The organism is Streptomyces sp. NPDC058955 (genome assembly GCF_042741435.1).
GTDB lineage: Bacteria > Actinomycetota > Actinomycetes > Streptomycetales > Streptomycetaceae > Streptomyces.
Window position 1 is genome coordinate 32,723 of the sequence record NZ_JBHYKM010000018.1, and the last position, 22,287, is coordinate 55,009.

General features: G+C 74.7%; 22 protein-coding genes. 10 read left to right on the forward strand and 12 right to left on the reverse strand.

Going from position 1 to position 22,287, the window contains the following annotated elements; translation table 11 throughout:
- Positions 1 to 125 precede the first annotated feature (125 nt).
- From ACFW1I_RS10405 to ACFW1I_RS10415, 3 genes are all read right to left on the reverse strand, one after another.
- The gene (locus ACFW1I_RS10405) at positions 126 to 1,775 is read right to left on the reverse strand and encodes a GMC oxidoreductase (RefSeq protein ID WP_384668377.1); all 1,650 of its coding nucleotides are present in this window, start codon (positions 1,773 to 1,775) and stop codon (positions 126 to 128) included.
- A gap of 81 nt (positions 1,776 to 1,856) precedes the next feature.
- Positions 1,857 to 2,648, reverse strand: a complete 792-nt coding sequence (locus ACFW1I_RS10410) for an aminoglycoside adenylyltransferase family protein (protein ID WP_384668379.1) — start codon at positions 2,646 to 2,648, stop codon at positions 1,857 to 1,859.
- Between the two features lie 140 nt (positions 2,649 to 2,788).
- Entirely contained in the window at positions 2,789 to 3,898 is a 1,110-nt protein-coding gene (locus ACFW1I_RS10415) for an asparaginase (RefSeq protein ID WP_384668382.1), read from the reverse strand.
- Between the two features lie 144 nt (positions 3,899 to 4,042).
- Here ACFW1I_RS10415 and ACFW1I_RS10420 point away from each other — a divergent pair, with 144 nt between their 5' ends.
- From ACFW1I_RS10420 to ACFW1I_RS10440, 5 genes are all read left to right on the forward strand, one after another.
- A complete protein-coding gene (locus ACFW1I_RS10420; RefSeq protein ID WP_384668385.1) occupies positions 4,043 to 4,507 on the forward strand; it encodes an Lrp/AsnC family transcriptional regulator in 465 nt (154 codons plus the stop codon).
- A gap of 198 nt (positions 4,508 to 4,705) precedes the next feature.
- On the forward strand, positions 4,706 to 5,506 hold the full coding sequence (locus ACFW1I_RS10425) for an endonuclease I family protein (RefSeq protein ID WP_384668388.1): 801 nt from the start codon (positions 4,706 to 4,708) through the stop codon (positions 5,504 to 5,506).
- 68 nt (positions 5,507 to 5,574) lie between these two features.
- The gene (locus ACFW1I_RS10430) at positions 5,575 to 6,849 is read left to right on the forward strand and encodes a VWA domain-containing protein (protein WP_384668390.1); all 1,275 of its coding nucleotides are present in this window, start codon (positions 5,575 to 5,577) and stop codon (positions 6,847 to 6,849) included.
- A complete protein-coding gene (locus ACFW1I_RS10435) occupies positions 6,849 to 7,676 on the forward strand; it encodes a hypothetical protein (protein WP_384668391.1) in 828 nt (275 codons plus the stop codon). Before ACFW1I_RS10430 ends, ACFW1I_RS10435 begins: the two co-directional genes overlap by 1 nt.
- 162 nt (positions 7,677 to 7,838) lie before the next feature.
- Positions 7,839 to 8,948, forward strand: coding sequence for an NAD(P)/FAD-dependent oxidoreductase (locus ACFW1I_RS10440; protein ID WP_384668393.1), 1,110 nt, complete (start codon positions 7,839 to 7,841; stop codon positions 8,946 to 8,948).
- A gap of 16 nt (positions 8,949 to 8,964) precedes the next feature.
- Here the strand turns inward: ACFW1I_RS10440 and ACFW1I_RS10445 are convergent, their stop codons facing one another.
- The 5 genes from ACFW1I_RS10445 to ACFW1I_RS10465 form a co-directional block, all read right to left on the reverse strand.
- Positions 8,965 to 9,420, reverse strand: a complete 456-nt coding sequence (locus tag ACFW1I_RS10445) for a MarR family winged helix-turn-helix transcriptional regulator (RefSeq protein WP_384668396.1) — start codon at positions 9,418 to 9,420, stop codon at positions 8,965 to 8,967.
- A gap of 38 nt (positions 9,421 to 9,458) precedes the next feature.
- Positions 9,459 to 9,938, reverse strand: a complete 480-nt coding sequence (locus tag ACFW1I_RS10450; protein ID WP_384668398.1) for a (2Fe-2S)-binding protein — start codon at positions 9,936 to 9,938, stop codon at positions 9,459 to 9,461.
- 18 nt (positions 9,939 to 9,956) lie between these two features.
- Positions 9,957 to 12,305 carry a molybdopterin cofactor-binding domain-containing protein gene (locus ACFW1I_RS10455; protein ID WP_384668401.1) on the reverse strand — a complete coding sequence of 783 codons (2,349 nt, stop codon included), beginning with the start codon at positions 12,303 to 12,305 and terminating at the stop codon, positions 9,957 to 9,959.
- A gap of 206 nt (positions 12,306 to 12,511) precedes the next feature.
- Entirely contained in the window at positions 12,512 to 12,868 is a 357-nt protein-coding gene (locus ACFW1I_RS10460; RefSeq protein WP_384668403.1) for a hypothetical protein, read from the reverse strand.
- Positions 12,869 to 12,974: 106 nt separating this feature from the next.
- Positions 12,975 to 13,403, reverse strand: a complete 429-nt coding sequence (locus ACFW1I_RS10465; RefSeq protein ID WP_384668406.1) for a DUF6223 family protein — start codon at positions 13,401 to 13,403, stop codon at positions 12,975 to 12,977.
- Positions 13,404 to 13,783: 380 nt separating this feature from the next.
- On the opposite strand from ACFW1I_RS10465, the gene ACFW1I_RS10470 reads away from it, so the two are divergent.
- Together ACFW1I_RS10470 and ACFW1I_RS10475 are read left to right on the forward strand one after the other, a co-directional pair.
- Complete coding sequence (locus tag ACFW1I_RS10470) at positions 13,784 to 14,518, forward strand: type 1 glutamine amidotransferase (RefSeq protein ID WP_384668409.1); 735 nt, start codon at positions 13,784 to 13,786, stop codon at positions 14,516 to 14,518.
- 88 nt (positions 14,519 to 14,606) lie between these two features.
- On the forward strand, positions 14,607 to 15,044 hold the full coding sequence (locus tag ACFW1I_RS10475) for an OsmC family protein (RefSeq protein WP_384668411.1): 438 nt from the start codon (positions 14,607 to 14,609) through the stop codon (positions 15,042 to 15,044).
- A gap of 33 nt (positions 15,045 to 15,077) precedes the next feature.
- On the opposite strand, the gene ACFW1I_RS10480 is transcribed toward ACFW1I_RS10475, so the two are convergent.
- Entirely contained in the window at positions 15,078 to 16,529 is a 1,452-nt protein-coding gene (locus ACFW1I_RS10480) for a carboxylesterase/lipase family protein (protein ID WP_384668413.1), read from the reverse strand.
- Positions 16,530 to 16,805: 276 nt separating this feature from the next.
- Here ACFW1I_RS10480 and ACFW1I_RS10485 point away from each other — a divergent pair, with 276 nt between their 5' ends.
- The 3 genes from ACFW1I_RS10485 (at position 16,806) to ACFW1I_RS10495 (ending at position 18,921) form a co-directional block, all read left to right on the forward strand.
- Entirely contained in the window at positions 16,806 to 18,035 is a 1,230-nt protein-coding gene (locus ACFW1I_RS10485) for an ROK family protein (RefSeq protein WP_384668416.1), read from the forward strand.
- A 62-nt stretch (positions 18,036 to 18,097) separates the two neighbouring features.
- Complete coding sequence (locus tag ACFW1I_RS10490) at positions 18,098 to 18,496, forward strand: nuclear transport factor 2 family protein (RefSeq protein WP_384668418.1); 399 nt, start codon at positions 18,098 to 18,100, stop codon at positions 18,494 to 18,496.
- 62 nt (positions 18,497 to 18,558) lie between these two features.
- Positions 18,559 to 18,921: a hypothetical protein gene (locus ACFW1I_RS10495; protein ID WP_384668420.1), complete on the forward strand. Its 363-nt coding sequence runs from the start codon at positions 18,559 to 18,561 to the stop codon at positions 18,919 to 18,921.
- 20 nt (positions 18,922 to 18,941) lie between these two features.
- Here the strand turns inward: ACFW1I_RS10495 and ACFW1I_RS10500 are convergent, their stop codons facing one another.
- The 3 genes from ACFW1I_RS10500 to ACFW1I_RS10510 form a co-directional block, all read right to left on the reverse strand.
- Positions 18,942 to 19,322 carry a DUF4440 domain-containing protein gene (locus ACFW1I_RS10500; RefSeq protein WP_384668422.1) on the reverse strand — a complete coding sequence of 127 codons (381 nt, stop codon included), beginning with the start codon at positions 19,320 to 19,322 and terminating at the stop codon, positions 18,942 to 18,944.
- An 8-nt stretch (positions 19,323 to 19,330) separates the two neighbouring features.
- Positions 19,331 to 19,843, reverse strand: a complete 513-nt coding sequence (locus tag ACFW1I_RS10505) for a DinB family protein (protein WP_384668424.1) — start codon at positions 19,841 to 19,843, stop codon at positions 19,331 to 19,333.
- A gap of 64 nt (positions 19,844 to 19,907) precedes the next feature.
- Positions 19,908 to 22,190 carry an MMPL family transporter gene (locus tag ACFW1I_RS10510; protein ID WP_384668426.1) on the reverse strand — a complete coding sequence of 761 codons (2,283 nt, stop codon included), beginning with the start codon at positions 22,188 to 22,190 and terminating at the stop codon, positions 19,908 to 19,910.
- Positions 22,191 to 22,287: the final 97 nt, after the last annotated feature.

The following is a 22,287-nucleotide window of genomic DNA, read 5'->3' on the forward strand; positions in this document are numbered from 1 at the left end:
GGGCGCCCCCCCCGGGGGCGGGCCGCGAGTGGGTGGGGGCGCGCCCGCCCGCGCGGGGGGCGGGGCGGGGCCGGCGGGCCGCTCCATCCCCACCGCCCCCCCCCCTCGCGTGTGCCCGGTCACGCTCAGAAGTCCTCGGCGACGATGCGCTCGATGTTGCGTTCGGCGAGGGCGGTGATGGTGACGAAGGGGTTGACGCTGGTGTTGCCGGGGATCAGGGCGCCGTCGATGACGTAGAGGCCCTGGTAGCCGTGGAGGCGGCCGTGGTTGTCGGTGGCCCGGTCCAGGACGGCGCCGCCGAGCGGGTGGTAGGTGAGGTGGTCGCCCCAGATCTTGTAGGTGCCGAAGAGGTCGGTGCGGTAGATCGTCCCCTCCTTGGCGTTGATCTTGTCGAAGATGGACTTCGCCATGTCGATGGACGCCTGCTTCCAGGACCGGTCCCAGCTGAGTTCGACCTGTCCGGTGGCCGGGTTCCAGGTGAACTCGGCGCGGTGCGGGGTGCGGGTGATGGAGAGGTAGAAGGAGGCGTAGGTCTCGATGCCGGTGGGCAGCGGGGCGACCTCGGCGAAGGCGCCGCCGGCCTCCCAGTTGTCGATGCCGGCGGTGGGCATGGCGGACTGGAGCTTGCCGGTGGGGTCCCACATGTGGTTGGCCCGGCCGCACATGACGTTGCCGTTGTCGCCCCAGCCCTTGCCGATGTGCTCGTTGAGCGCGGGCAGGGCGCCGGTGGCCTTGAGGCGGGTGAGGAGCTTGCTGGTGCCGACGCTGCCGGCGGCGAAGAAGACCCGGTCGGCGCGGACGGTCTTGGATGCGAGGACGGCGCCGGTGGTGTCGATTTGGTCGATGGCGACCGTGTAGCCGCCGGCGGCGGCCGGGGTGACCGAGGTGACCCGGTGGAGGGCGGAGACGGTGAGCCGGCCGGTGGCGGCGGCCTGGGCGAGATAGGTCTTCTGGAGGCTCTTCTTGCCGTGGTTGTTGCCGTAGATGACCTCGCCCTCCAGGGCGGACTTCGGTACGGCTCCGACCGCCTCCTGCTTCATGTAGTCCCAGTCGTAGACGTTGGGCACGAAGACGAAGGGGAAGCCGGACCGCTGGGCGTGCTTGCGGCCCACGCGCGCGTACTGGTAGCACTCGGCGTTCTCCCACCAGGTCTCGTCGACGGAGGTGACGCCGAGGCCCGCGTTGGCGCGCGGGTAGTAGGTGGCGTACATCTCGGCCGGGTCGACGGTGGGGAGGATCGCCGGGAAGCGCTCGCGGCGGGGGGTGACGGCCATGCCGCCGTTGACCAGGGAGCCGCCGCCGATGCCGCGGCCCTGGTAGACGGTGATGCCGGCGAAGTCCTCGGCGTCGAGGATGCCGGTGTGCCGGGGCACGTCCTTGTCGAGGGGGAAGCCGAGGAACTGGCTCAGCGGCTGCTTGGTGCGGGTGCGCAGCCAGAAGGAGCGGTAGTCGGGCTTGGTGGTGTTGGCGAAGACCTTGCCGTCGGGGCCCGTGGTGTCCCAGGGCAGGCCCATCTCGACCATGTGGACGTCGACGCCGGCGCGGGCGAGGCGGAGGGCGGCGACGGAGCCGCCGTAGCCGGTGCCGATGACGAGGGCGCGGACGTGGGAGCCGTCGGGGATGGGACAGACGTTCAGCCCGGGGACCTCGGCGCGGGCCGGGGCGGCGAGGCCGCCGGCGAGGGCGGCGGCGCCGAGAACGGAACCTGTTCCGGTCAGGAAGCGGCGGCGGTCGATTCCGTGAGTTCCCTGGGCGGACAGGGAGCGTTCACTCATGTGATCTTCCTCACTCGTGAGCGAATGGGAACACGTTCTACGACCGTCCGCCGAGGAAGTCACGAGAAACCGACGGGTAACTTAGGCCGAATACGCCCTCTTGATCCCCTCCACGACGTACTCCGCGTGTGCGCGCGCCGCCGGCAGCAGCTCCGCCCAGGAGCCGTACTCCCCCGCCAGATACTGGGCCCGGGCGGCCTCCAGCGGCGGCCGGTGCTCCGCCGGCAGCCGCGGCAGCAGCAGGGCGGCGGCCTCGTCCTTGGAAAAGATCCGGCCGGTGCGCAGGGTGGTGTGGATCCGGGCGAGGGTGAGCAGGACGTTGCGGGTGTCGCCGTCGAGGTCGGCCAGGAGGTCCGGTACGCCGGCGACGATCGCGGCCCGCAGATCGGCCGCCGGCACCGGGTCGAAGAGCTCGGTCGGGCGCGGGCCCCACAGCGGGACGTCGCCGGCCCGGGCCATGGTGAGGAGCGGTGCCAGGTCGGGGCAGGGCGCGGGGGCGGGGGTGAGGCCGGCCTCGTAGTCGTCGCGCAGCCATTCGCCGTAGAGGTACTCGCAGACCGGCGGGTACCGCCAGGGGCGGACGTCGGCGTGGACGACCAGGCTCAGCTCGACGGGCCGGGCCGGGCCGCGGTGGGCCCGCGCGCCGGAGACGGCGAGCAGGGCGTCGGTGAGGGCGCGCCGCTCGGCCTCGGTGGTGTGCCGGGTGAGGACGACGAGGACGTCGACGTCGCTGGTGGGCCGCAGTCCGCCGAGGACGGCGGAGCCGTGGGCGCAGGCGGCCCGTACGGCCTCGCCCCCGAGGGTCTCGCGGACGAGCCGGACGACGTGGTGGGCCGGCGCGGCGGCGTCGGCCGGGCGGGGGGCGTCGGGCACGGGGGCTCCTGGGCGGGTGGGTGGCGGACGAGGAGTCCGTCACCGTACCGAAGGGGCCGGGGCCGTACCGGTTCGTTTCCGGCTCGCGGGCGGAGGAGGGGGGAGGTCGACGCCCGCGAGCCGGTGTTCGGGGGGCGCCGTCAGGCGCGGGCCGGGACCGGCGCGGCCTCGCGGGAGGTGCCGGTGGCGAGGGCGGGTTCGGCGCGGACCGGGCCTTCGAGGAGCCGGCGCAGGAGGGCGGTGCGGCGGGCCGGGTCGTCGCCGTCGGTCTCGGCGAGCAGGGCGGCGAGGACGGCGATGCGGGCCTGGCCGGCCCGGAGGGTGCCGGTGAGCAGGCCGCCCGCGGCGACCAGGTCGACGGCGCCGCCGCCGGTGTAGATCTCGGCGAGCGGGCCGGCCGGGACGCGGGTGGTGACGGCGACGAGGACGCCCTGGGCGGTGGCCTCCGCCACGGCCTCGGCGATCTCCGGGGTGGCGTTCCCGGCGCCGGTGGCGACGAGGACGATGCCGCGGGCCCCGGCGGCGAGGGCGGCGTCGAAGTGCAGCCGGTCGCCGTCGGTGTGGTGGAAGACGACGTCCACCCGCGGCAGCGCGCCGCGGCCGTCGGCCTCCGGGTCGGCGGTGCGGGCGGCGGCGGGCAGCGGCAGGACGGCCGGGCGCTCGGGCAGCCGCTCGACGTCGACGCGGGAGAAGCCCACCCGGCCCAGGCGCTCGGCCGAGGGGTCGGAGAAGGCGTCGGCGGCCAGGGTCTGGGTCTTCACCGTGCCGCGGGCGGCGTGCACGCGGCCGTCGAAGACGACGAGGACGCCGAAGTCGCGGACGGTGGCGGCGACCTGGAGGGCGTCGTACAGATTGCCCGGGCCGTCGCCGTCGCCGGTGCCGAAGGGGCGCTGGGCGCCGGTGAGGACGACCGGACGGGGATCGGCGTGGTGGAGGTCCAGGAGGAAGGCGGTCTCCTCCAGGGTGTCGGTGCCGTGGGTGACGACGACGCCGTCGACCCCGGGGTCCGCCAGGGTCTCGTGGACCGTGCGGAGCAGCACGAGCTGGTGGGCCGCGGTGAGGAGGGAGCTGTTGACGTTGAAGAGGTCGCGCACCTCGACGGTCACGCCCTCGGGCAGCGGGGCGGTGGCGAGCACGTCGTCGCCGGAGGCGTCGGCGGCGTAGCCGGTGCCCTGCCAGCGGCTGGCGATGGTGCCGCCGGTGCTGATGACGACGATCCGGCGCGGGGTTCCGTCGTTGGTCCGCTGCATGTCCGCCGCCTCTCGCTGCTCTGGGGTGCCGTGCCGCCCTCGGGGGCGGCACGTGATGGGCGTCGGCAACCTTAGACCAAAGGGATGAGCAGGCGATTGCGGATAGCGATGCAGGAATGTTTCGTCCTGGCAGATAATTGCGCCATGGACCGAATCGATCTCCACATCTTGCGCGAGCTCCAGCAGGACGGCCGGCTGAGCAACCAGGAGCTGGCCCAGCGGGTCGGCCTGAGCCCCTCCCCCTGTCTGCGGCGGGTGCGCCAGCTGGAGCAGGACGGCGTGATCCGGGGCTACCGGGCGGTCATCGACCCGGAGGCGGTGGGGCGGGGCTTCGAGGTGCTGGTCTCGGTCGAGGTGAAGCGGGACCGGGAGACGGTGGAGGCGTTCGAGGAAGCGCTCCAGTCGATCCCGGACGTGATCGAGGCGTACCGGCTCTTCGGCAGCCCGGGCTGTCTGCTGCGGATCGCGGTGGCGGACCTGTCGGCGTACGAGCGGCTGTGGATCGAGCAGCTGACGGCGCTCGCCGGGGTCACCGAGGTGAACTCGCAGATCATCATGAAGCGGATCAAGGAGCCGAAGGGGATGCCGGTGGACGTCCGGGGCACCTGAGGCGGAAGTGGCGCGACCCGCCCGCGCGCGGTCGCCGTGTATGCGAGAACGTCACCGAATGGCTCTTTGTCCGTAACACGACAACCCCCTCCCCCGTGCCACTCTCCCGGATGACACGCAGTCAACACGCGTAGAGCGCCGCCGCCCTGAGCCCGGGCACGGCGCTCGCCCGCGTGCCGTCCCCGGAAAGGGCCCCCCATGTCGGTTGCACGGATACGCAGGTGGAAGGTCTGGGCGGCGGTCTCCGCCGCCGTCGTCGGACTCGCGCTCCCCACCCTCACGGCGACGCCCGCCGCCGCCACCACGAACGCGTACGACACCACGTACTACAAGAACGCCGTCGGCAAGACCGGCACGAGCCTCAAGTCCTCGCTGCACACCATCATCAGCAGCCAGAACAAGATCTCGTACGACGCGGTCTGGAACGCGCTGAAGGTCACCGACCAGGACCCGAACAACACCAACAACGTCGTCCTGCTGTACAGCGGCGTCTCGCGCAGCAAGTCCCTCAACGGCGGCGACGTCGGCGACTGGAACCGCGAGCACGTGTGGGCCCAGTCCCACGGCAGCTTCGGCACCTCGGCCGGCCCCGGCACGGACCTGCACCACCTGCGCGCCTGCGACGTCCAGGTCAACAGCATCCGCGGCAACAAGGACTGGGACTTCGGCGGCAGCGCCGTCAGCGGCGCCTCCGGCAGCTACACGGACTCCAACTCCTTCGAGCCGCGCAACGCCGACAAGGGCGACGTGGCCCGGATGATCCTCTACATGGCCGTCCGTTACGAGGGCGACGACGCCTGGCCCGACCTGGAGCCCAACGAGTCGACCACCAACGGCAGCGTGCCCTGGCACGGCCGCCTCTCGGTCCTCAAGCAGTGGAACGAGCAGGACCCGCCGAGCGCCTTCGAGGAGCGTCGCAACGACGTCATCTTCAACACCTATCAGGGCAACCGGAACCCGTTCATCGACCACCCGGAGTGGGTCGAGGCGATCTGGTAGCGGCGCGTTCCGGGCCCCGGCCGCACCCCCGTTTTGGATTGTCGGAGGATCATCAATACGATCCGCCGATGATCACGAGAAAACGGCTGGCGACCGGGGCCTGCGCACTGCTCGTCGCCCTGACCGCCGCGCTGCTGCCGACGAGCGCGGCCGCCGACGAACCGGCGAAGGAATCCCCCAAGGTCGAGCTGGTCCTCGACGTCAGCGGCTCCATGCGGGCCAAGGACATCGACGGCAAGTCCCGGATGAGCGCGGCCAAGCAGGCGTTCAACGAGGTCCTGGACGCGGTGCCGGAGGAGGTCCGGCTCGGCATCCGCACGCTCGGCGCCGACTACCCCGGCAACGACCGCAAGCGCGGCTGCAAGGACACCCGCCAGCTGTACCCGGTCGGCCCGCTCGACCGGACCGAGGCCAAGACCGCCGTCGCCACCCTCGCCCCCACCGGGTGGACCCCGATCGGCCCGGCGCTCACCGAGGCCGCCAAGGACCTCGGCGAGGACGGCGCGACCAAGCGGATCGTCCTCATCACCGACGGCGAGGACACCTGCGGCGTCGACCCGTGCCAGATCGCCCGCGAGATCGCCGCCAAGGGCATCCACCTCGTGATCGACACCCTCGGCCTGGTGCCCGACGCCAAGACCCGGCAGCAGCTCACCTGCATCGCCGAGGCCACCGGCGGCACCTACACCTCCGTGCACCGCACCGAGGACCTCTCCCGCCGGGTACGCCAGTTGGTGGACCGCGCGGCCGACCCGGTGGTCACCCCGGTCGCCACCGAGGGCACCCGGCAGTGCGCGGACGCCCCGCAGCTCAAGCCCGGGCTCTACACCGACCGGGAGACCTTCGGCGAGCACCGCTGGTACAAGGTCGACCTGCTGCCCGGCCAGGAACTCCGCGCCTCCGTCAGCGTCTCCGCCGACCGGGCCGTGAACAACGACTACGGCGTGCTGCTGCGGGCCGTCACCCGGAGCGGGCGGGAGATCGTCCGCGGCTCCGAGGCCGGCGACGGGCGCACCGACGTGATCTCGACCGGTCTGCGCTACCCGAAGCCGGAGACCGAGGACGCGGACGAGGACGGCGACGGCAAGCCGGCCGCCGAGACCGTCTGCCTCCAGGTCAGCAACTCCTTCTCCGCTCCCCCGGCCGTGAAGACCACGCCCGGCATGCCGATCGAGCTGGCCGTGGACGTCGTGGACGGCCCGGCGGGCGCCTCGGATGTGGCCTCGTTCGGGCTCGGCCGCGGCTGGTGGCTGCTCGGCGCGCTGGTGCTCGCCGGGTTCCTGGCCGGTCTGATCTGGGGCTGGCTGTCCCGCTGGCGCGTCGCCGTCTGGAGGACCCACTGATGCGTACCGTACGGATGCTCGCGGCGGCCGCGCTGGCCGGCGCCGCCCTGCTGGGCCCCGCCGCGCCGGGCGCCCTCGCCGACACGCCCACGCCGTCGGCCTCGGCCGGCGAGGAGGCGGGCCCCACGGAGGCCGGCACCACCTTCCGCACCGCCGCCGCCTTCCGGCCCGGCCAGGAGGCCACCGCCCAGGCGGCGGCGGGCGACTACCTGTACTGGGTCTTCCCCGCGGACACCGGCGAACGGCCCACCGTGCAGGCGACGGTGACGCTGCCGGAGAGCGCGCTGCGGCACGGCCCGGCGACCTGGCGGGTGGACGTCTACGACGGGCTGCGGCGCCGCCAGCCGTGCATGTACGGGACCCAGTCCCGTACCGCGGCGAAGGAGGCCGCCTCGGTGCGGCTCGCCTGTGTGCTGCGGCCGGTGCGGGCCTCCGCCGACGCCTGGGCGAACGACCCGCTGCCGGGCAGCTACTACGTCCGGCTGACCGTCACCGGGCTGCCGGAGGAGGACCTGGGCCAGCCGTTCTCGGCCCGCGTCGGCGTGGACGTCTCCGACCGGGGAGGCGCGTACGCCACCGACGGGGCGCTCGCCGCCCCGCTGGTGCCCGGCGCGACCACGGCCGAACTGGCCGAGGCCGAGGAGGCGGCGGGCCGGCGGACCGCGGTGGAGGCCGCCGCGCCGGAGGGCGGCTGGTCCTCCGGCTGGTGGTCGGACCGCTGGATCTGGACCGCGGCCGGCGGCGTCCTCGCCGCGCTCGCGGGCATCGGCGGCTACGCCCTGACCAGGGGTGCGGGCCGTCCGCCGCGGGTGCCGCCCGCCGCCTGACCCACCCCGCCCGAGGCCCCCGTCGCGATCGCGGCGGGGGCTTTCGCGTGCCCGGAGACCCGGGAGGCGCTTTACAGTTCGCGCCGCGAACCATATGGTTCGTAGCACGAACTACCGAGGGCGGGGCTCGCCGTCGGATCCGATCCGGAGGGGAACACGGACATGAACGCGATCGTCACCGTCATCGGCGGGGGTTACGGCGGCTCGACCCTGGCCAAGGCACTGGAAGCGGACGCCGAGGCCGGCGTCGAGGTCATCCTCGTCGACCCCAAGGACGCCTTCGTGCACGCCGCCGGCTCGCTCCGGGCCCTCGTCCGGCCCGACTGGGCGAGCAACGTCTTCTTCCCGTACGACCGGCTGCTCGCCCGGGGCCGGGTGATCCGCGACCGGGCCGCCTCGATCGAGGCCCGGGGCGTCACCCTCGCCTCCGGCGAACGCGTCGACGCCGACTACGTGGTCGTCGCCACCGGCTCCGCCTACCCGTACCCGGCGAAGTTCGACACCGACTCCTCCGCCGAGGCCCTGGACCGGCTGCGCGCCACCCACCAGGAGCTGGCCGGCGCCGACCACGTGCTGATCAGCGGCGCGGGACCGGTCGGCCTCGAACTCGCCGGCGAGATCCGGTCCGTCTGGCCCGACAAGCGGATCACCCTGGTCGACCCCCGCGAGGGGCTGCTCCCCGGCTTCGCCCCGGAACTCCGCGACGGCCTCGCCCGGCAGCTCGACGAACTGAAGGTGGAGGTACGGCTCGGCGTGACGCTCACCGAGGAACCGCCGGCCGGCCCCGGCCGCGGGGGCACCTTCACCGTGGGCACCTCCGACGGCGGCGCGCTCACCGCCGACATCTGGTTCCGCGCCCACGGCGGCGCCGTCCACGGGGGCTTCCTCTCCCCCGCGCTGACCGGCGCCCTCAACCCGCGGGGGCGGCTCCGCGTCGACGGGCACCTGCGGGTGGAGGGCCAGGAGCGGGTCTACGCGATCGGCGACGTCACGGCGCTCGACGAGGCCAAGATGGCCGGGTACGCGATGCAGCACGCCGAGGTCGTGGCGGCCAACATCCTGGCCCAGGTGCGGGGCGGCGAGCCGGGCACCACGTACACGCCCTCACCGATCCCCTCGGTGCTGCTGCCGCTCGGACCGCTGGGCGGCGTCGGGCAGTTCCCGTCGCCGGACGGGCCGCTCGTGCTGCCGGCCGCGACGGTCTCCGCGTACAAGGGCCACGACCTCTTCACCGGGCGGTTCGCCGAACTCTTCGGCACCGGCGAGGCGTAGCCGCCCCGTGACGGGCTCAGGGCCGGTCGGAGAAGACCTCCGGGACCTCGTTGTCCAGGACGACCCGGCCCAGCAGGTCGGCCAGCCGCTCCCGCTCGGGGTCGTCGAGCCCCGCGGGCAGCAGCTCGATCCGGCGGCACGCCTCCGTGTAGAACACGTCGGCGAGACGGGCGCCCTCCTCGGTGAGGGCCACCCGCACCGCCCGGCGGTCGTCGGGGTCGGAGGCGCGCTCCACGAAGCCCAGCCGCGAGGTGCGGTCCACCAGGCCGGTGAGGCTGGACTTGGCGAGCCCGAGCTTGGCGCCCAGCTCGCCCATCCCGGTCGGTCCCGGCATCAGGACGCACAGGAGCTGGCCCTGCTGGGGCGTCAGCCCGTAGGCGTGCGCGGCGTCCGCGTACGCGGTGTTCACCAGAAACGCGGAGCGCACCAGCGCGGCGACGACTCCGATCCGCTCACCCTCGTCCTTGGTCATGCGGCCAGAATACCCTTCGTGGCACGAACCATCTGCCGTCAGGGCATCCGCCGGGCACCCTCCAGGACCGCCTGCCGGATCCGGTGGTAGGTGCCGCAGCGGCAGATGTTGCGCAGCGCGTCGAGGTCGGCCTCGGTCACCTCGCGGCCCGCCTCCCGGGCCCGGCGGACCGCGTCGACGGCCGCCATGATCTGCCCGGGCTGGCAGAAGCCGCACTGGGCGACGTCGAGGTCGAGCCACGCCTCCTGCATCGGGTGCAGCTCGGCGCCGACGGTGTCGGGCAGGCCCTCGATGGTGGTGACCTCGTCCTCGGCGGCGAGCTGCCCGACGGGGACGGCGCAGGGCGTGAACGCCTTGCCGTTGAGGTGGCTCGTACAGGCGCGGCAGACGCCGACCCCGCAGCCGTACTTGGGCCCGGTGACGCCGAGGACGTCCCTGAGGACCCACAGGAGACGGACGTCGGACTCGACCTCGGCGGTGACGGCCTTGCCGTTGAGGATGAAGGTGTGCTGGGGCACGGGTTGCTCCGGGGGGTGTCAGAGGACGCGGTCGCGGCCGTCGGTCGGGGAGGCCGGAATCGGCGGCACGGCCGGCGTGGGCGTGAAGGCGAGCGGGGCGGTGTGGTTGACCGGGAAGACGGTCGGCATCGTGCCGGTCGCGCGGCCGTAGGCGCCGGCGACGGCCGCCATCGCGGCGGCCACGGCCAGCTCGCCCGCGCCGCCCGGCTTGTCGCCGGTCGGCGGCATGACGACGATCTCCAGCTCGGGCGGGGTGTTCCACTGCCGGGTGTAGTAGTAGTTGTCCCAGCTGGACTCCAGGAACGCGCCGTCCTTCAGGTGCAGTCCGGACGTGAGGGCGAGGGCGATGCCGTCGGAGATGCCGCCCATCATCTGCGCCTCCAGACCGCGCGGGTTGACCGCCAGGCCGACGTCGACGGCGCAGACCACCTTGGTGACCCGGGGGCCCGTGTACGCGTTCGGGACCGTGCGTCCGGTGGTCGCGGGCCGGCAGTCGATCTCCGCGAGCACCGCCACGTACGAGTGGTACTCGGGGTGCAGGGCGATGCCCTGCCCGGTGCCGGGCTCCATCGGCCGCCCCCAGCGGCCCAGTTGGGCGACCTTGTCGAGGACGGCCCGGGCCCGGGCCTCCTTCGTCAGGCGGCGGCGCAGCTCGTAGGCGTCCTCGCCCAGCCGGCGGGCCAGTTCGTCGAGGACGAGTTCCTGGGCGGTGCGCACGTTGGGCGAGTAGATGTTCCGCATCGAGCCCGTGTTGTAGCCCTTGTCGGTCTCGGCCAGCAGCTGGGTGGTGACGCCCAGGTGGTAGGGGCTGATCTGGGTGAGCTGGAACATCGTCTCGGAGAAGGTGAGGTCGGCGACCGGCAGCCGGGCCGCCTCCGCCGTCAGCACCTCGCCGATGCCGTGGCCGAAGTCGGTGGCGACGGAGGTGTGCCGCTGCTCGTACGTCAGCACCTCGCCGAGCGAGTAGGTGGCGCGGACCCGCGAGGTCGACATGGGGTGCGTGCGCCCCTGCCGGAAGTCGTCGGTGCGGTGCCACATCAGCTTCACCGGCTTGCCGAGCTTCTTCGAGATCTCGGCGGCCTCGTGGGCGGCGTCGTGGAACAGCTTGCGCCCGAAGGAACCGCCGCCCTCGGTGACGTGCACCTTCACGGCGGAGACGGGCAGGCCGAGGCGGAGCGCGATCTGCTCCTGGGCGACGACCGGCGCCTTGAGGGAGCCCCAGATCTCGGCGGAGTCCGGACGGACGTCCGCGATGGCGCAGTTGGTCTCCAGGGCGGCGTTGCTGGCGAAGTGGAAGGTGAAGCGGGCGTCGACGGCCTTGGTGAGCAGCGGCAGCGGCGGGACGACGAGCGGCAGTTCGGCCCGGCGCAGCTCGTCGAGGACGGTGGCGTCGGTGGCGTCCTCGGCGGTGCCGGGACCCCAGGCGACGTCGAGGGCGCGGACGGCGTCGATGCACTGGCCGAAGGTGCGGGCGCGGACGGCGACGCCGGTGGAGACCGTGACGACGTCGGTGACGCCCGGCATGGCCCGTACCGCGTCGAGGTTGGCGACGGAGCGGACGGTGCCGTTGATGGTGGGCGGGCGGCAGACCATCGTCGGCAGGGCTCCCTCGACCTGGAGGTCCATGGCGAACCGCTTGCGGCCGGTGACGGCGGCGAGCGCGTCGAGGCGGCTCCGGCCGGTGCCGATGACCCGGAAGTCGGCGCGGTCCTTGAGGGTGACGGTGACGGCGGTGTCGGCCACGGCGGCGGCCCGGGCGGCGAGTTCGCCGTAGCCGAGGACGGCGCCGGTCGGCGAGAGGACCGTGCCGGCCTTGGTGGTGAGCGTGGACACGGCCTCGCCGAGGACGAGGGAGGCGGCGTGCAGCAGCCGGCCCCGGGCGACGGCGGCCGCGACCCGGATCGGGGTGTAGGTGGAGACGGTGGTGTTGGAGCCGCCGGTGAGCTGGTTGAAGAGCAGCTCGGGGCGGGCGTCGGCGAGGGTGACCTTCACCTTCTCCAGGGGCAGGTCCAGTTCCTCCGCGATGAGCATCGCGGAGGAGGTGGTGACGCCCTGGCCGACCTCGGCGCGCGGCAGCGCGAAGTGGGCGGTGCCGTCGGGGTCGAGCCGGATGGTGATCAGGTGGCTGGTCGGCAGCGCGGCCGTGGTCAGCAGGTCGTTGAGGTCGAGGAGTTCGGCCGGACCGGGCAGCGAGGGGACGACGGCCTCGGCGGTCGTGGGCGCGACGGCCTCGGCGCCGACCTGGGCGGCGACGGTGAGGGTGGGCGCCGCGAGCACGTACCCGAGGAAGCGCCGGCGGCCGATGCCGGGGGCGCCGTCGGCCGGGGGGCTCGGTTCGTTCTCGCGCGCGGGATGCCGCCTGGCCATGTGGGGGTGCCTTTCGACGCGTGTCCTGCTTCTCGGGTGCGGGGGCGATCATCGCGCATCCGGAGGCGCGGCGGGGCCGCTTCGGTGAGGAAATCGCGAAAGAACCGTGCTGGTCAGGGGTGGTTTCCGTCAGGTCTGCCGGGTTTCGGACGGTGGGGTGCGGTCGGGGCGCCGCGTCGGATGCGGGGTCGGGAGGCGCGCGGCGTCTACCGCTGGGCCCCCGACCGCGTCGCCCGCCCCGGAAAGGCGGCGCGGCCGGTCCGGGAGCCGGATCCGGCGGGCGCCTCGCCCCGGGGCCTGGTCCTGGCCCGCAGGCCGCGCACGGCCTGGGCCCGGCGGGCGTTCATCCGGCCTCGGCACGACCGCAGTTGGTCCCGGGAGACGCGGGCGCGCTGGCCGCCGCCGGCGATGAACGCGTTGACGGAGACCATCGGGTCGCCGCCGACCGAGCGGGCCAGCAGGGCGCCCACCACGACCGGACCGAGCGCCACCACGAGGGCGGTGCCGGTGGCCGAGACGTGGCGGAGGGGCCGGGGGCCGCTGCGCGGGGTGCGGAGGGTCATGGGTCCATTCCAGCCGCTCCGGGCGCCGGGCGGATCCGCCGACGTACTCACGTGGTGGCGCGATCCGTACTCAGCGCGATCCCTACTCAGACGGCCGGCCCGCACGTCATCCCGCGTGGCGACGTGAGCGGGCGACGGCCCGGCCGCCCAGTGCCGTCGCGGCGAGGCCGACGAGCAGGGAAACGTAGGCGCCGCCCAGGCCGTTCCCGGTGCCGAGGCCGCCGTCGGCAGTGGCGGCGACCAGGCCTCCCAGGACGACGGCGACCACCCCGGCGGCGAGGGCGAGCAGCGGCCCCAGCGGCCCGGTCGCGACGCCGAGGCGGCCGGTGGGACGGGCCACGGCCCGCCACGCCACGGCCAGGCCGATCAGCCCGATCACCGCGCCGACGAACGAGCCGAGCCGGCCGGCGCCGACGGTGGTGGCGGAGGCGGCGAGGGACGACACGGGGTCGGAGGCGGCGGAGGCGGGCGCGGCGAGGGCGAGGCCCCCGAGCAGGGCAGCCGTTCCGGTGGCGAGCAGACGGCGGACGGACATGGGCGGGCTCCCCTTCGTGCGGTGCGGTGCGCTGATGCGGTGTGGTGCGCTGATGCGGTGCGGCGACGTGCTGTCGGCCGAGCTCCGAGCATGTCCTCCGCCCCCTGCCCCGGTCGTCCCCCCGGCGTGGTCACTTCGCCTGCCGCGGGCGCGGTAGCGGCCGGCTTCCTACCGCGTCCGTGGTAGTCGAGGGCTCCTTGGGGCGCTCCGCGCCGACGACACCGCCCCGCCGCGCGGCCTCGCCGACGTACCGGAACCGGTGGGGCGGGGCGGGGCGTCGGGGGTGGACGCGACGCCGGCCGTGGCCCGTACGCCCTTCCCAGGCCGGGGGTGGCCGGGTTCCACTGGGCGTCCGGAGCGACGGCGGAGGGGCGTGGGGCATGGCGGTGGCGGTGCTGGTGGTGGAGCACGAGGACGGGGCGGGGGCCGGGCTGGTCGGGGAGCGGCTGGCGGCGGACGGGGTGCGGCTGGACGTGCGGCGGCCGTGGCGGGGCGAGGAGCTGCCCGCCGGCCTGGCGGACCACGCCGGTCTCCTGGTGCTCGGCGGGTCCGTGGGGTGCCGGGACGACGGGGCGGCGCCGTGGCTGGCGCAGGTGCGGGAGCTGGTGCGCGAGGCGGTCCGGCGGGAGGTGCCGCTGCTCGGGATATGTCTGGGCGGTCAGCTCGTCGCCGACGCCCTCGGGGGTGCGGTCGCCGCCCGGCCGCGCGGGCCGGAGGTGGGCTCCGTACCGCTGCGGCGGCTGCCCGGCGCCGACGGGGACCCGGTGTTCGGGCGGGTGCCGGACGGGGCGCCGGCGGCGCAGTGGCACTTCGACGACATCACGCGGCTGCCGGAGGGCGCCGTGCCGGTGCTGGGCGGGGACGGCTGCCGGCACCAGGCGTTCCGGGCCGGTCCCGTGGCGTGGGGCGTGCAGTTCCATCCGGAGGTGGACGGGGACGCGGTCGCGCGGTGGGCGCGGGCCGACGCGGAGGCGGTGCGGGACCGGGGCGGCGATCCGGACGCGGCGGTGGCCTCCGTACGGCGGGACGGCGAGGCGCTGCGGGAGGTCTGGGGCGCGGCGGCCGGCGCCTGGGGCCGGGTGGTGCGGGAGCGGGCGGCGGACGCGGCGCGCTGACGTCCGGCCGGTCGGGTGGGGTGCGGCGGGCGGGGCGCCGTAGCGTACGGGGCACACGTACGACAGCCCAGCCGAGGAGTGCTCCCCCATGGCCGACTACCGCGTCGAGACCGTCCGTACCGGATACCGGCGGTGGACCGCCCGCAACGACCGGGGTGCGGAGGTGCTGATGGCCGCGGCCGACGACGACGGCGCGCAGCCGTCGTTCACGCCGGTGGAGCTGCTGCTGGCGGCGATGGGCGGCTGCGGCGGGCTGGTGATCGACCGGACGGCGCGGGCGGTGGAGCACGACGAGCTGCGGATCGTCGTGGAGTCGGTGTCGACGCCGGAGGACGACGGGCGGATCGGCCGGATCCGGGTGAGTTACGAGTTCGACCTGCCGGACTCGAACCCGAAGGCGGCGGAGGTGTTCGCGCGCGGGGTGCGGCTCACGCACGAGAAGTTCTGCACGGTGAGCCGCACCGTCGAGCACGGCGCGCGGGTCGAGGCGGTCCTCCCGGACGGCACGGTCGGCTTCGAGGGCTGACCGGGGCCGCCGGGAGGGCGCCGTGGCCTCGGGTCAGGTCAGCCAGAGGTCGCGCACGTGCCGGACCGGGTCGGTCTCGACCCGGCTCTCGGCGTCCCAGACCTTGGTGGCGCGGGTGCCGGGGGCGTAGCGGGGCCAGTCGGCGCCCGGGTCCTGGTCCTTGACGAAGGCCACCCAGGCGCGGTGCACGGCGTCGGCGAGGGCCTGCGGCGGGGTGGCGCCGGCGACCTCGGGGACGCCTTCGGCGTCGAGGAGGTCGAAGGCGAAGGGCAGGTCGAGGCAGTGCACGGCGAGGCCGACGACCGGTGAGCGCCAGCCGAACTCGTAGAGCCAGGTGGGGCGTTCGCGGGCGGCGCGGGCGTCGGCGACGGCCAGGTTCGGGGCCCGGAACATGACGTCGGTGAGGGCCTGGCCGAAGAGCGAGTCCTCCGGCGCGTCCGGGTAGGCGGCGGCGAACTCGCCCGTGCGCGCCGGGTCGAGGCCCAGCGCGCCGAGGAGGAGCGGGAGCGGCGGGCCGTCGTCGCCGGGGCCGGGGATCATCGAGAACTCGTCGGCGGTGAAGCCGAGCAGGAGCGGGACGTCGGCGCCCGCGTCGCCGGTGGTGAGGGCGTCGGCGGCCGGTACGGGGACGAGCTCGCCGTCCGCGAAGGGGGCGAGGGCCAGCATCGGGGGCAGCCCCTCGCGGTCGGGTCCGTCCTCGGCGAGCCGGTCCTGCAGGGCGAGGAGTTCGTCGTCGCTCAGGTCGCGCAGGGCCGCGGCGGTGGCGGGGGCTCCGGTGCGGGCGGTGAGCAGCCGGGCGGCGGCGCGGGCGGTCTCGGGGCCGTCGGGGCGCAGGACGGCCCCGGAGACGGCGAGCGCGCCACGGAAGAGGCCCTGGGCGGAGGGGACGGAGAGCAGGGTGAGGACGGCGCCGCCGCCGGCGGACTGGCCGGCGATCGTCACCTTGCCGGGGTCGCCGCCGAAGGCGGCGATGTTGTCGCGGACCCAGGTGAGGGCGGCGATCCAGTCGCGGACGCCGCGGTTGTCGGGGGCGTCCTCCAGGTGGAGGAAGCCCTCGATGCCGAGGCGGTAGCCGACGGAGACGAGGACGACGCCGTCGCGGTTGAAGGCGGCGCCGTCGTACCAGGGGCTGGCGGCGGAGCCGGCGACGTAGCCGCCGCCGTGGATCCAGACGAGGACGGGCAGGCCCTCGGCGGGGGCCGTGTCGGGGGTGAAGACGTTGAGGTTGAGGACGCCTGCGCCCGGGATGGTGGGCTCGGGGATGGTGGTGACCTCGGCGAAGGGTCGGCGCTGGGCCGTCGGGCCGTAGGCGGTCGCGTCCAGCGGCTCGGTCCACGGCTCGGGCGGCTCGGGGGCGGCGAAGCGCAGCTCGCCGACGGGCGGCTTGGCGTAGGGGATGCCGAGGAAGCGGTACGTGCCGTCGGCGCGGCGCTCGCCGCGGACGGGTCCGCGGGTGGTGGTGACGAGGGGGCCGGTGGAGGTCATCGGGCGGCTCCTGGGGTGCGCGGGCCGGGGCGGCGGCGGGTGGGTGACAGGGCCAGCGTCGGGGTCGACCCCCATTTACGTCAATGGTTGAAATAAAATCGGTGACACGCTTCACTGACACGAGTCATCTACGGATCGATGCTCGCGCCTCGCGGTGACACGGTTCACTGACACGAGTCATCCACGGACCGGGTTTCACGCCGCCCCGGCCGCGCGGGACCGGACCCGCCTCCCCTCCCCCGACGGACAGGAGCCGCCCTGAGGCAGAATCCAGGGGTGCGTCCCGCCCCCGAGTCCCCCGCCGACGTGCGGCGGCACAACCTCGCCCGCGTCCTGCGCCATCTCGCCGACCACGGCCCCTCCTCGCGCGGCGAGACCGCCGCCGCGACCGGCCTGGCCCACGGCTCCCTCACGACGCTCGCCGCCGACCTCGTCGGCCGGGGCCTCGTCCGCGAGGCCGGGCTCGTCGCGGGCGGCGGGCGCGGCCGGCCCCGGCAGCACCTGGAGACCGTGCCCGACCGGGTGGTGTCCGTGGCCGTCCGGGTCACCCGCGAACGGCTCCACCTGGCCGTCGCCGACCTCGCGGGACGCCTCGGCCACCGCGCCGACCTCGCCCACACCACCCCCGACGGCGACCCCGACGCGCTCGCCGACGCCCTCGCCGACGCCGTGCGGCAGACCGCGGCCGCCGCCCGGACCGCCCACCCCGGGGCCCATCTCGCCGGCACCTTCGTCGCCGTGCCCGGCCCCGTCACCGCAGGCGGCCGGATGTTCTCCACCGACTTCGGCTGGCCCGGCCCCGTGGACCTCGGCGCCCTGCTGCGGGACCGGCTCGGCGACACCGCCGGGCCCCTGGTCCTCGCCAACGACGCCAACCTCGCCGCGCTCGCCGAGTACCGCGCGCTGACGGTCCGGCGCGGGACCGCGCCGCGCTCCCTCGCGTACCTCAAGGCCGACGTCGGGGTCGGCGGCGGGCTCGTCCTCGACGGCCGGATCGAGGCCGGCGGCCACGGCGTCGCGGGCGAACCCGGCCACATGCCGGTCGCCTTCGACGGACCGCCCTGCGCCTGCGGCGGGCGCGGCTGCCTCGCCCTCCACCTCGGCCCCGAGGCGCTGACCGACGCGGCCGGCCTGGGCGGCCTGCGTGCCCGGCGGGGCACCGAGGCGGCCGTCGCCGCGCTCGGCGCGGCCCTGGCCGCCGGGGAGCCGGCCGCCGTCGCGGCCCTGGACGCCGCCGGCGAGGTGCTGGGCGCGGCGGTCCTCGCGGTGACGAGCCTCCTCGACGTGGACGACGTGGTGCTGGGCGGCTACCTCGCCGACTGGCACCCCTGGCTGGAACGCGGCCTGGAGGCCCGGCTCACCGGCCGCAGGACCCTGGCCGCGGGCGCGGCCCCGGTGCCGGTGCCGCTGCCCGGCGTGCTCGGCGCCGACGCCTCGCTGCGCGGCGCGGTGGCCCTGGCCCGCGACACGGTGCTGGCCGACCCCGCCTCCGTACCCCCGCGTTGACCGCGGGCGCGAGGGGGCGCCAGCGGGTGCGGGGCGCGGCGCGCCGTGGGCATGATGAAGGCATGACCGACCGGGACGACTTCCTGACGTGGGTCAGGACCGACCTCCAGGCCGCCGAGCGGGCGCTGCACGACGGGGACCCGGCGCCGCGCCGGGCGCTCTGGTCGCGGCGCGAGCCGGTGAGCGTCCTGGGCGCGTGGTACAACGCGCTCGGCCGGGAGGACGTGGACACGCTGTTCACGGCGCTCGCCAAGCGCTTCTCCGCCTGCACCTCCTACCGCATCGAGGTGCTGAGCCACGACGTGGTCGGCGACGCCGCCTACACCGCGTGCTTCGAACACATCTCGGCCTCGGTGGACGGCGAGGCCCGCACCTACACGCTGCGCGCCACCCAGACGTACCGGCGCGAGGACGGCGCCTGGCGGGTGGTGCACCGGCACGGCGACCTCGTGCAGGCGTGACCGGCGGCGCCGGCCGTAGAATCGACGGCCGGCGGACGGGGGACGGGGGGAGGCGACGGCACATGGGGTGGACCGCCAAGGAGGTCGTGGGCGGCGTGTTCCTGCTCGGCCCCGGGCTCGTCCTGATCGCGGCCGGGATCGTGTGGAAGGGGCGGGCCGTGCGCCCGTTCGCCGCCCGCAGGGCCGGCCGGATGGCGCACGCGGCGTACGTCCGGGACCTGGAACGGGCCACCGAGCAGGCGATCGTGGCGGCCCGCCGCGCCGCCGGCGACGGCGAGCCCGCCATCGTGACGGTCGCGGAGGTGGAGCGGCTGGCGCGGGAGCGGTACGGGCACGAGCAGGTCGAGCGGCAGCACGCCGCCGCCGCGCTGCGGCGGGGCTTCCGGCGGTACGGATGCGCGGCGGACTGCGTGACGGACGCCTGAGCGGCGTCCCCGGACGGGCGCTACGCGGCGCCCGGCACCGGTGTGCCCTGGTGGTAGAAGAGTCGGAGCGTGCCGGCGGCGTCGCGACGCCAGACCGAGGAACGCCGGGCGTGCCGGCCGTCGATGACGGTCTCGTAGGTGAGGTGGACGAGTCCGGGCGCCAGGGCCGTCCCGGCGAAGGCCGTGGCCACGATCGGCGGACCGTCCTCGCCGCCGTGCAGCCCGGCCAGGGCGGCGAGCATCTCCGCGTGCGTCCAGAGCCGTCCCGAGGCGCCGACCTCGGTGAACTCCGGGTCGAACAGCTCCTCGGCGCGCTGCCGGGACCGCCGGACGACGGGGTCGTGGAGCAGGCACTCGCGCGTGATCGCCTCGGCGACGTCCGGGTGCTGAGGAGTCGTCATGGCTCCCGTCACTCCCCCGTGGCGCCGTCGATGCGCTCGCGGAGCAGGTCCGCGTGGCCGTTGTGCCGGGCGTACTCCTCGATCATGTGGGCGAGGACGTAGCGGACGGAGTACGTCTCCTCCCCCAGCGTCCCGGTCGCGTCGAGCGAGTCGGCCGCGTCCACGATCGCCCGGGAGCGGGCGCACTCGGCCCGCCAGACGGCGAAGTCCGCTTCGGCGTCGGCGTGTTCGACGTCGAAGTCGGCCCATTCGGTGGAGCCGGGCGGGGTCCAGGGACTGCGACTGTCCTCCCCGGCCAGCACGTTCCGGAACCAGCCGCGCTCGACCTCGGCGGCGTGCCGGACCAGTCCGAGCAGGGAGAGGTTCGACGGCGGCACGGCCCGTTCCCTCAGCTGCTCCGGGGTGAGCCCGGAGCACTTCCAGGCGAGGGTGTCCCGCTGGAACTGCAGCATGGCGGAGAGCGTGGTGCGCTCGTCGGCTCCCGTGCACGGCACGGCGGTACGGCTGTCGTCCTGGATCATGGCGGCATTCTGCCTGGTCACGGCCGTCGCGTCCGCCGGTTTTCAGCGGCGGGACGGCGCGTTTTCAGCGGCTGGACGGCGCCGCGGCGGCCTCGTCCCGCCTGACGGCCTCCTCGCCCTCGGTGTCCAGGTGGGGCAGGATCCGGTCCAGCCACCGCGGGGTCCACCAGGCGTGCTTGCCGAGCAGGGTCATCACCGCGGGCACCAGCAGGAGCCGGACCACCGTCGCGTCGATGAGGACGCTGGCGGCGAGGCCCAGCCCGAGCATCTTGACCACGATGTTGTCGGAGACGACGAAGGCGGCGAAGACGCTCACCATGATGAGGGCGGCGCAGGTGATCACCCGGGCGGTGATCTCCAGGGCGTGGGCGACGCTCGCCTTGGAGTCGCCGGTGCGCAGCCAAGCCTCCCGCACCCGGGAGAGCAGGAAGATCTCGTAGTCCATGCTCAGGCCGAAGACGATCGCGAACATCATCATCGGCACATAGCTCTCGATGGGCACCTTCCCGGAGACGCCGAGCGCGGGTCCGCCCCAGCCCCACTGGAAGACGGCGACCACCACGCCGTAGGAGGCGGCGATCGAGAGGACGTTGAGGACGGCGGCCTTGACCGCGACGAGGAGGCCGCGGAAGACGGTGAGGATCACCAGGAAGGCGAGGGCGACGACCACGGCGATGATGAGCGGCAGCCGGCTGGAGACGAGGTCGAGGAAGTCGACCTGGGCGGCGGTCGTGCCGGTGACGTAGGTCTGCGCGTCCGTGCCGGCGACGGCCTGCGGGAGGACGTCGTCGACCAGGTGGTTGGTGAGGTCGGTGGTCCGTTCGTCCTGCGGGGAGGCGACCGAGTAGGCGGTGCCGACGAGGACGTCGCCGTCGGCGGTGGCCTTCAGCGGCGTGATGGAGGCGGCGTCGGGCACGCCGGTGAGCGCCTTCTGGAGGCTGGTGGCGAGGTCGGCGCGGTCGGCGGACGGCACGGCGGACTGGTCGACGACGACGGTCAGGGGGCCGTTGGCGCCCGGACCGAAGGCGGTGGAGATCAGATCGTAGGCGCGCCGGTCGGTGAAGGACTTGGGGTCGGCTCCGTCGCCGATGTGGCCGAGCTGGATGAAGAGCAGCGGGAAGGCCAGGACCAGCAGGGCGACGACGCCGCCGACGAGGAAGTACCAGGGGCGCCGCTCGACGCGCTGGGCGTACCGGTGCCAGGTGCCGTGGGCTTCCGCTCCGGGCTCGGCGTCCGTCTCGGCGACCGGCTTGCGGACGTGGTAGCGGTCGATGCGCCTGCCGACGAGGCCGAGCAGGGCGGGGACGAGGGTGAGCGCGGCGAGGACGGCGGTGACGACGGTGAAGGCCGCCGCCAGGCCCAGTTTGCCGATGAAGGTGACGCCGGAGACCCACAGGCCTGACAGGGCGATGACGACCGTGCAGCCGGAGACGAGGACCGCGCGGCCGCTGGTGGTGGTGGCCAGGCCGGCGGAGTCGGCGGGATCGTGGCCGTTCATGACGTTCTGCCGGTGGCGGGTGATCAGGAACAGCGCGTAGTCGATGCCGACGCCGAGGCCGATCATCGTGGCCAGCGTGGGCGAGACGGTTCCGAAGGTGAAGGCGGCGGCCATCAGACCGAGCAGCGCGAGCCCGCAGACCGCGCCGATGAGTGCGGTGACCAGGGGCATCACGGCGCCGATGACGCTGCCGAAGCCGATCAGCAGGACGACGATCGCGACGGCGAAGCCGATGGCCTCGCTGGTGCGGTCGTCGGCGGCGGGGCGGGCGAGCTCGCCGAGCGAGCCGCCGTACTCGACGGTGACGCCGGCGTCGCGGAGCGGCTGTACGGCGCTGTCGACGCCGGTCAGGTAGTCGTCGCCGAGCGTCGACGGCGGCACGCTGAAGCGGACCGTGATGTAGGCGGTCTTGCCGTCGCTGGACAGCGGGCCCGTGTTCGGGGTGGTCGAGGACGCCGGGGGCGGGGTGGAGCCGGGCGGCGGCAGCGGGTTCTGGGCGCCGATGACGTCCGGCAGCTTCTCCAGGGCGGTGACCGCCGAGTTCACGGCGGACGCCTCGTCGGTGAGCGGCTTGGACGGGTCGTTGAGGACGATCTGCGCGCCGTATCCGCCGGCCGCAGGGTCGTGCGCCTCCAGGACGGACAGACCGTCGGAGGACTGGGCGCCGGGCAGGTCGAAGTCGTCGGAGTACTGGCCGCCGACCGCCCGGTCGGTGATCTGCAGTCCGACGAGGGCGGCCAGCCAGAGGGCCACCACGACGACGAAGTGGCGGGCGCACCAGTGCCCGAGGCGGTAGAGGCTGCTCTGCTTCGCGGGGCGGCCCCGCTGGGCCGCGGGCGTTGCTGTCATGGCGCCGCCAGGTCCCGATACGCACGTCCCCGAGCCGGCTGTGCTTCCTCACTCCCCACCGGTACGTCGTTCTCCGTCCATGGTGCGCCCGTCGTCC

Excerpts from the sequence above, each read along its gene's own strand:
- ACFW1I_RS10405 (WP_384668377.1), bottom strand. The coding sequence starts at position 1,775 with ATGAGTGAACGCTCCCTGTCCGCCCAGGGAACTCACGGAATCGACCGC.
- ACFW1I_RS10415 (WP_384668382.1), bottom strand. The coding sequence starts at position 3,898 with ATGCAGCGGACCAACGACGGAACCCCGCGCCGGATCGTCGTCATCAGC.
- ACFW1I_RS10420 (WP_384668385.1), top strand. The coding sequence starts at position 4,043 with ATGGACCGAATCGATCTCCACATCTTGCGCGAGCTCCAGCAGGACGGC.
- ACFW1I_RS10425 (WP_384668388.1), top strand. The coding sequence starts at position 4,706 with ATGTCGGTTGCACGGATACGCAGGTGGAAGGTCTGGGCGGCGGTCTCC.
- ACFW1I_RS10430 (WP_384668390.1), top strand. The coding sequence starts at position 5,575 with ATGATCACGAGAAAACGGCTGGCGACCGGGGCCTGCGCACTGCTCGTC.
- ACFW1I_RS10435 (WP_384668391.1), top strand. The coding sequence starts at position 6,849 with ATGCGTACCGTACGGATGCTCGCGGCGGCCGCGCTGGCCGGCGCCGCC.
- ACFW1I_RS10440 (WP_384668393.1), top strand. The coding sequence starts at position 7,839 with ATGAACGCGATCGTCACCGTCATCGGCGGGGGTTACGGCGGCTCGACC.
- ACFW1I_RS10445 (WP_384668396.1), bottom strand. The coding sequence starts at position 9,420 with ATGACCAAGGACGAGGGTGAGCGGATCGGAGTCGTCGCCGCGCTGGTG.
- ACFW1I_RS10455 (WP_384668401.1), bottom strand. The coding sequence starts at position 12,305 with ATGGCCAGGCGGCATCCCGCGCGCGAGAACGAACCGAGCCCCCCGGCC.
- ACFW1I_RS10460 (WP_384668403.1), bottom strand. The coding sequence starts at position 12,868 with ATGACCCTCCGCACCCCGCGCAGCGGCCCCCGGCCCCTCCGCCACGTC.
- ACFW1I_RS10465 (WP_384668406.1), bottom strand. The coding sequence starts at position 13,403 with ATGTCCGTCCGCCGTCTGCTCGCCACCGGAACGGCTGCCCTGCTCGGG.
- ACFW1I_RS10470 (WP_384668409.1), top strand. The coding sequence starts at position 13,784 with ATGGCGGTGGCGGTGCTGGTGGTGGAGCACGAGGACGGGGCGGGGGCC.
- ACFW1I_RS10475 (WP_384668411.1), top strand. The coding sequence starts at position 14,607 with ATGGCCGACTACCGCGTCGAGACCGTCCGTACCGGATACCGGCGGTGG.
- ACFW1I_RS10480 (WP_384668413.1), bottom strand. The coding sequence starts at position 16,529 with ATGACCTCCACCGGCCCCCTCGTCACCACCACCCGCGGACCCGTCCGC.
- ACFW1I_RS10490 (WP_384668418.1), top strand. The coding sequence starts at position 18,098 with ATGACCGACCGGGACGACTTCCTGACGTGGGTCAGGACCGACCTCCAG.
- ACFW1I_RS10495 (WP_384668420.1), top strand. The coding sequence starts at position 18,559 with ATGGGGTGGACCGCCAAGGAGGTCGTGGGCGGCGTGTTCCTGCTCGGC.
- ACFW1I_RS10500 (WP_384668422.1), bottom strand. The coding sequence starts at position 19,322 with ATGACGACTCCTCAGCACCCGGACGTCGCCGAGGCGATCACGCGCGAG.
- ACFW1I_RS10505 (WP_384668424.1), bottom strand. The coding sequence starts at position 19,843 with ATGATCCAGGACGACAGCCGTACCGCCGTGCCGTGCACGGGAGCCGAC.
- ACFW1I_RS10510 (WP_384668426.1), bottom strand. The coding sequence starts at position 22,190 with ATGACAGCAACGCCCGCGGCCCAGCGGGGCCGCCCCGCGAAGCAGAGC.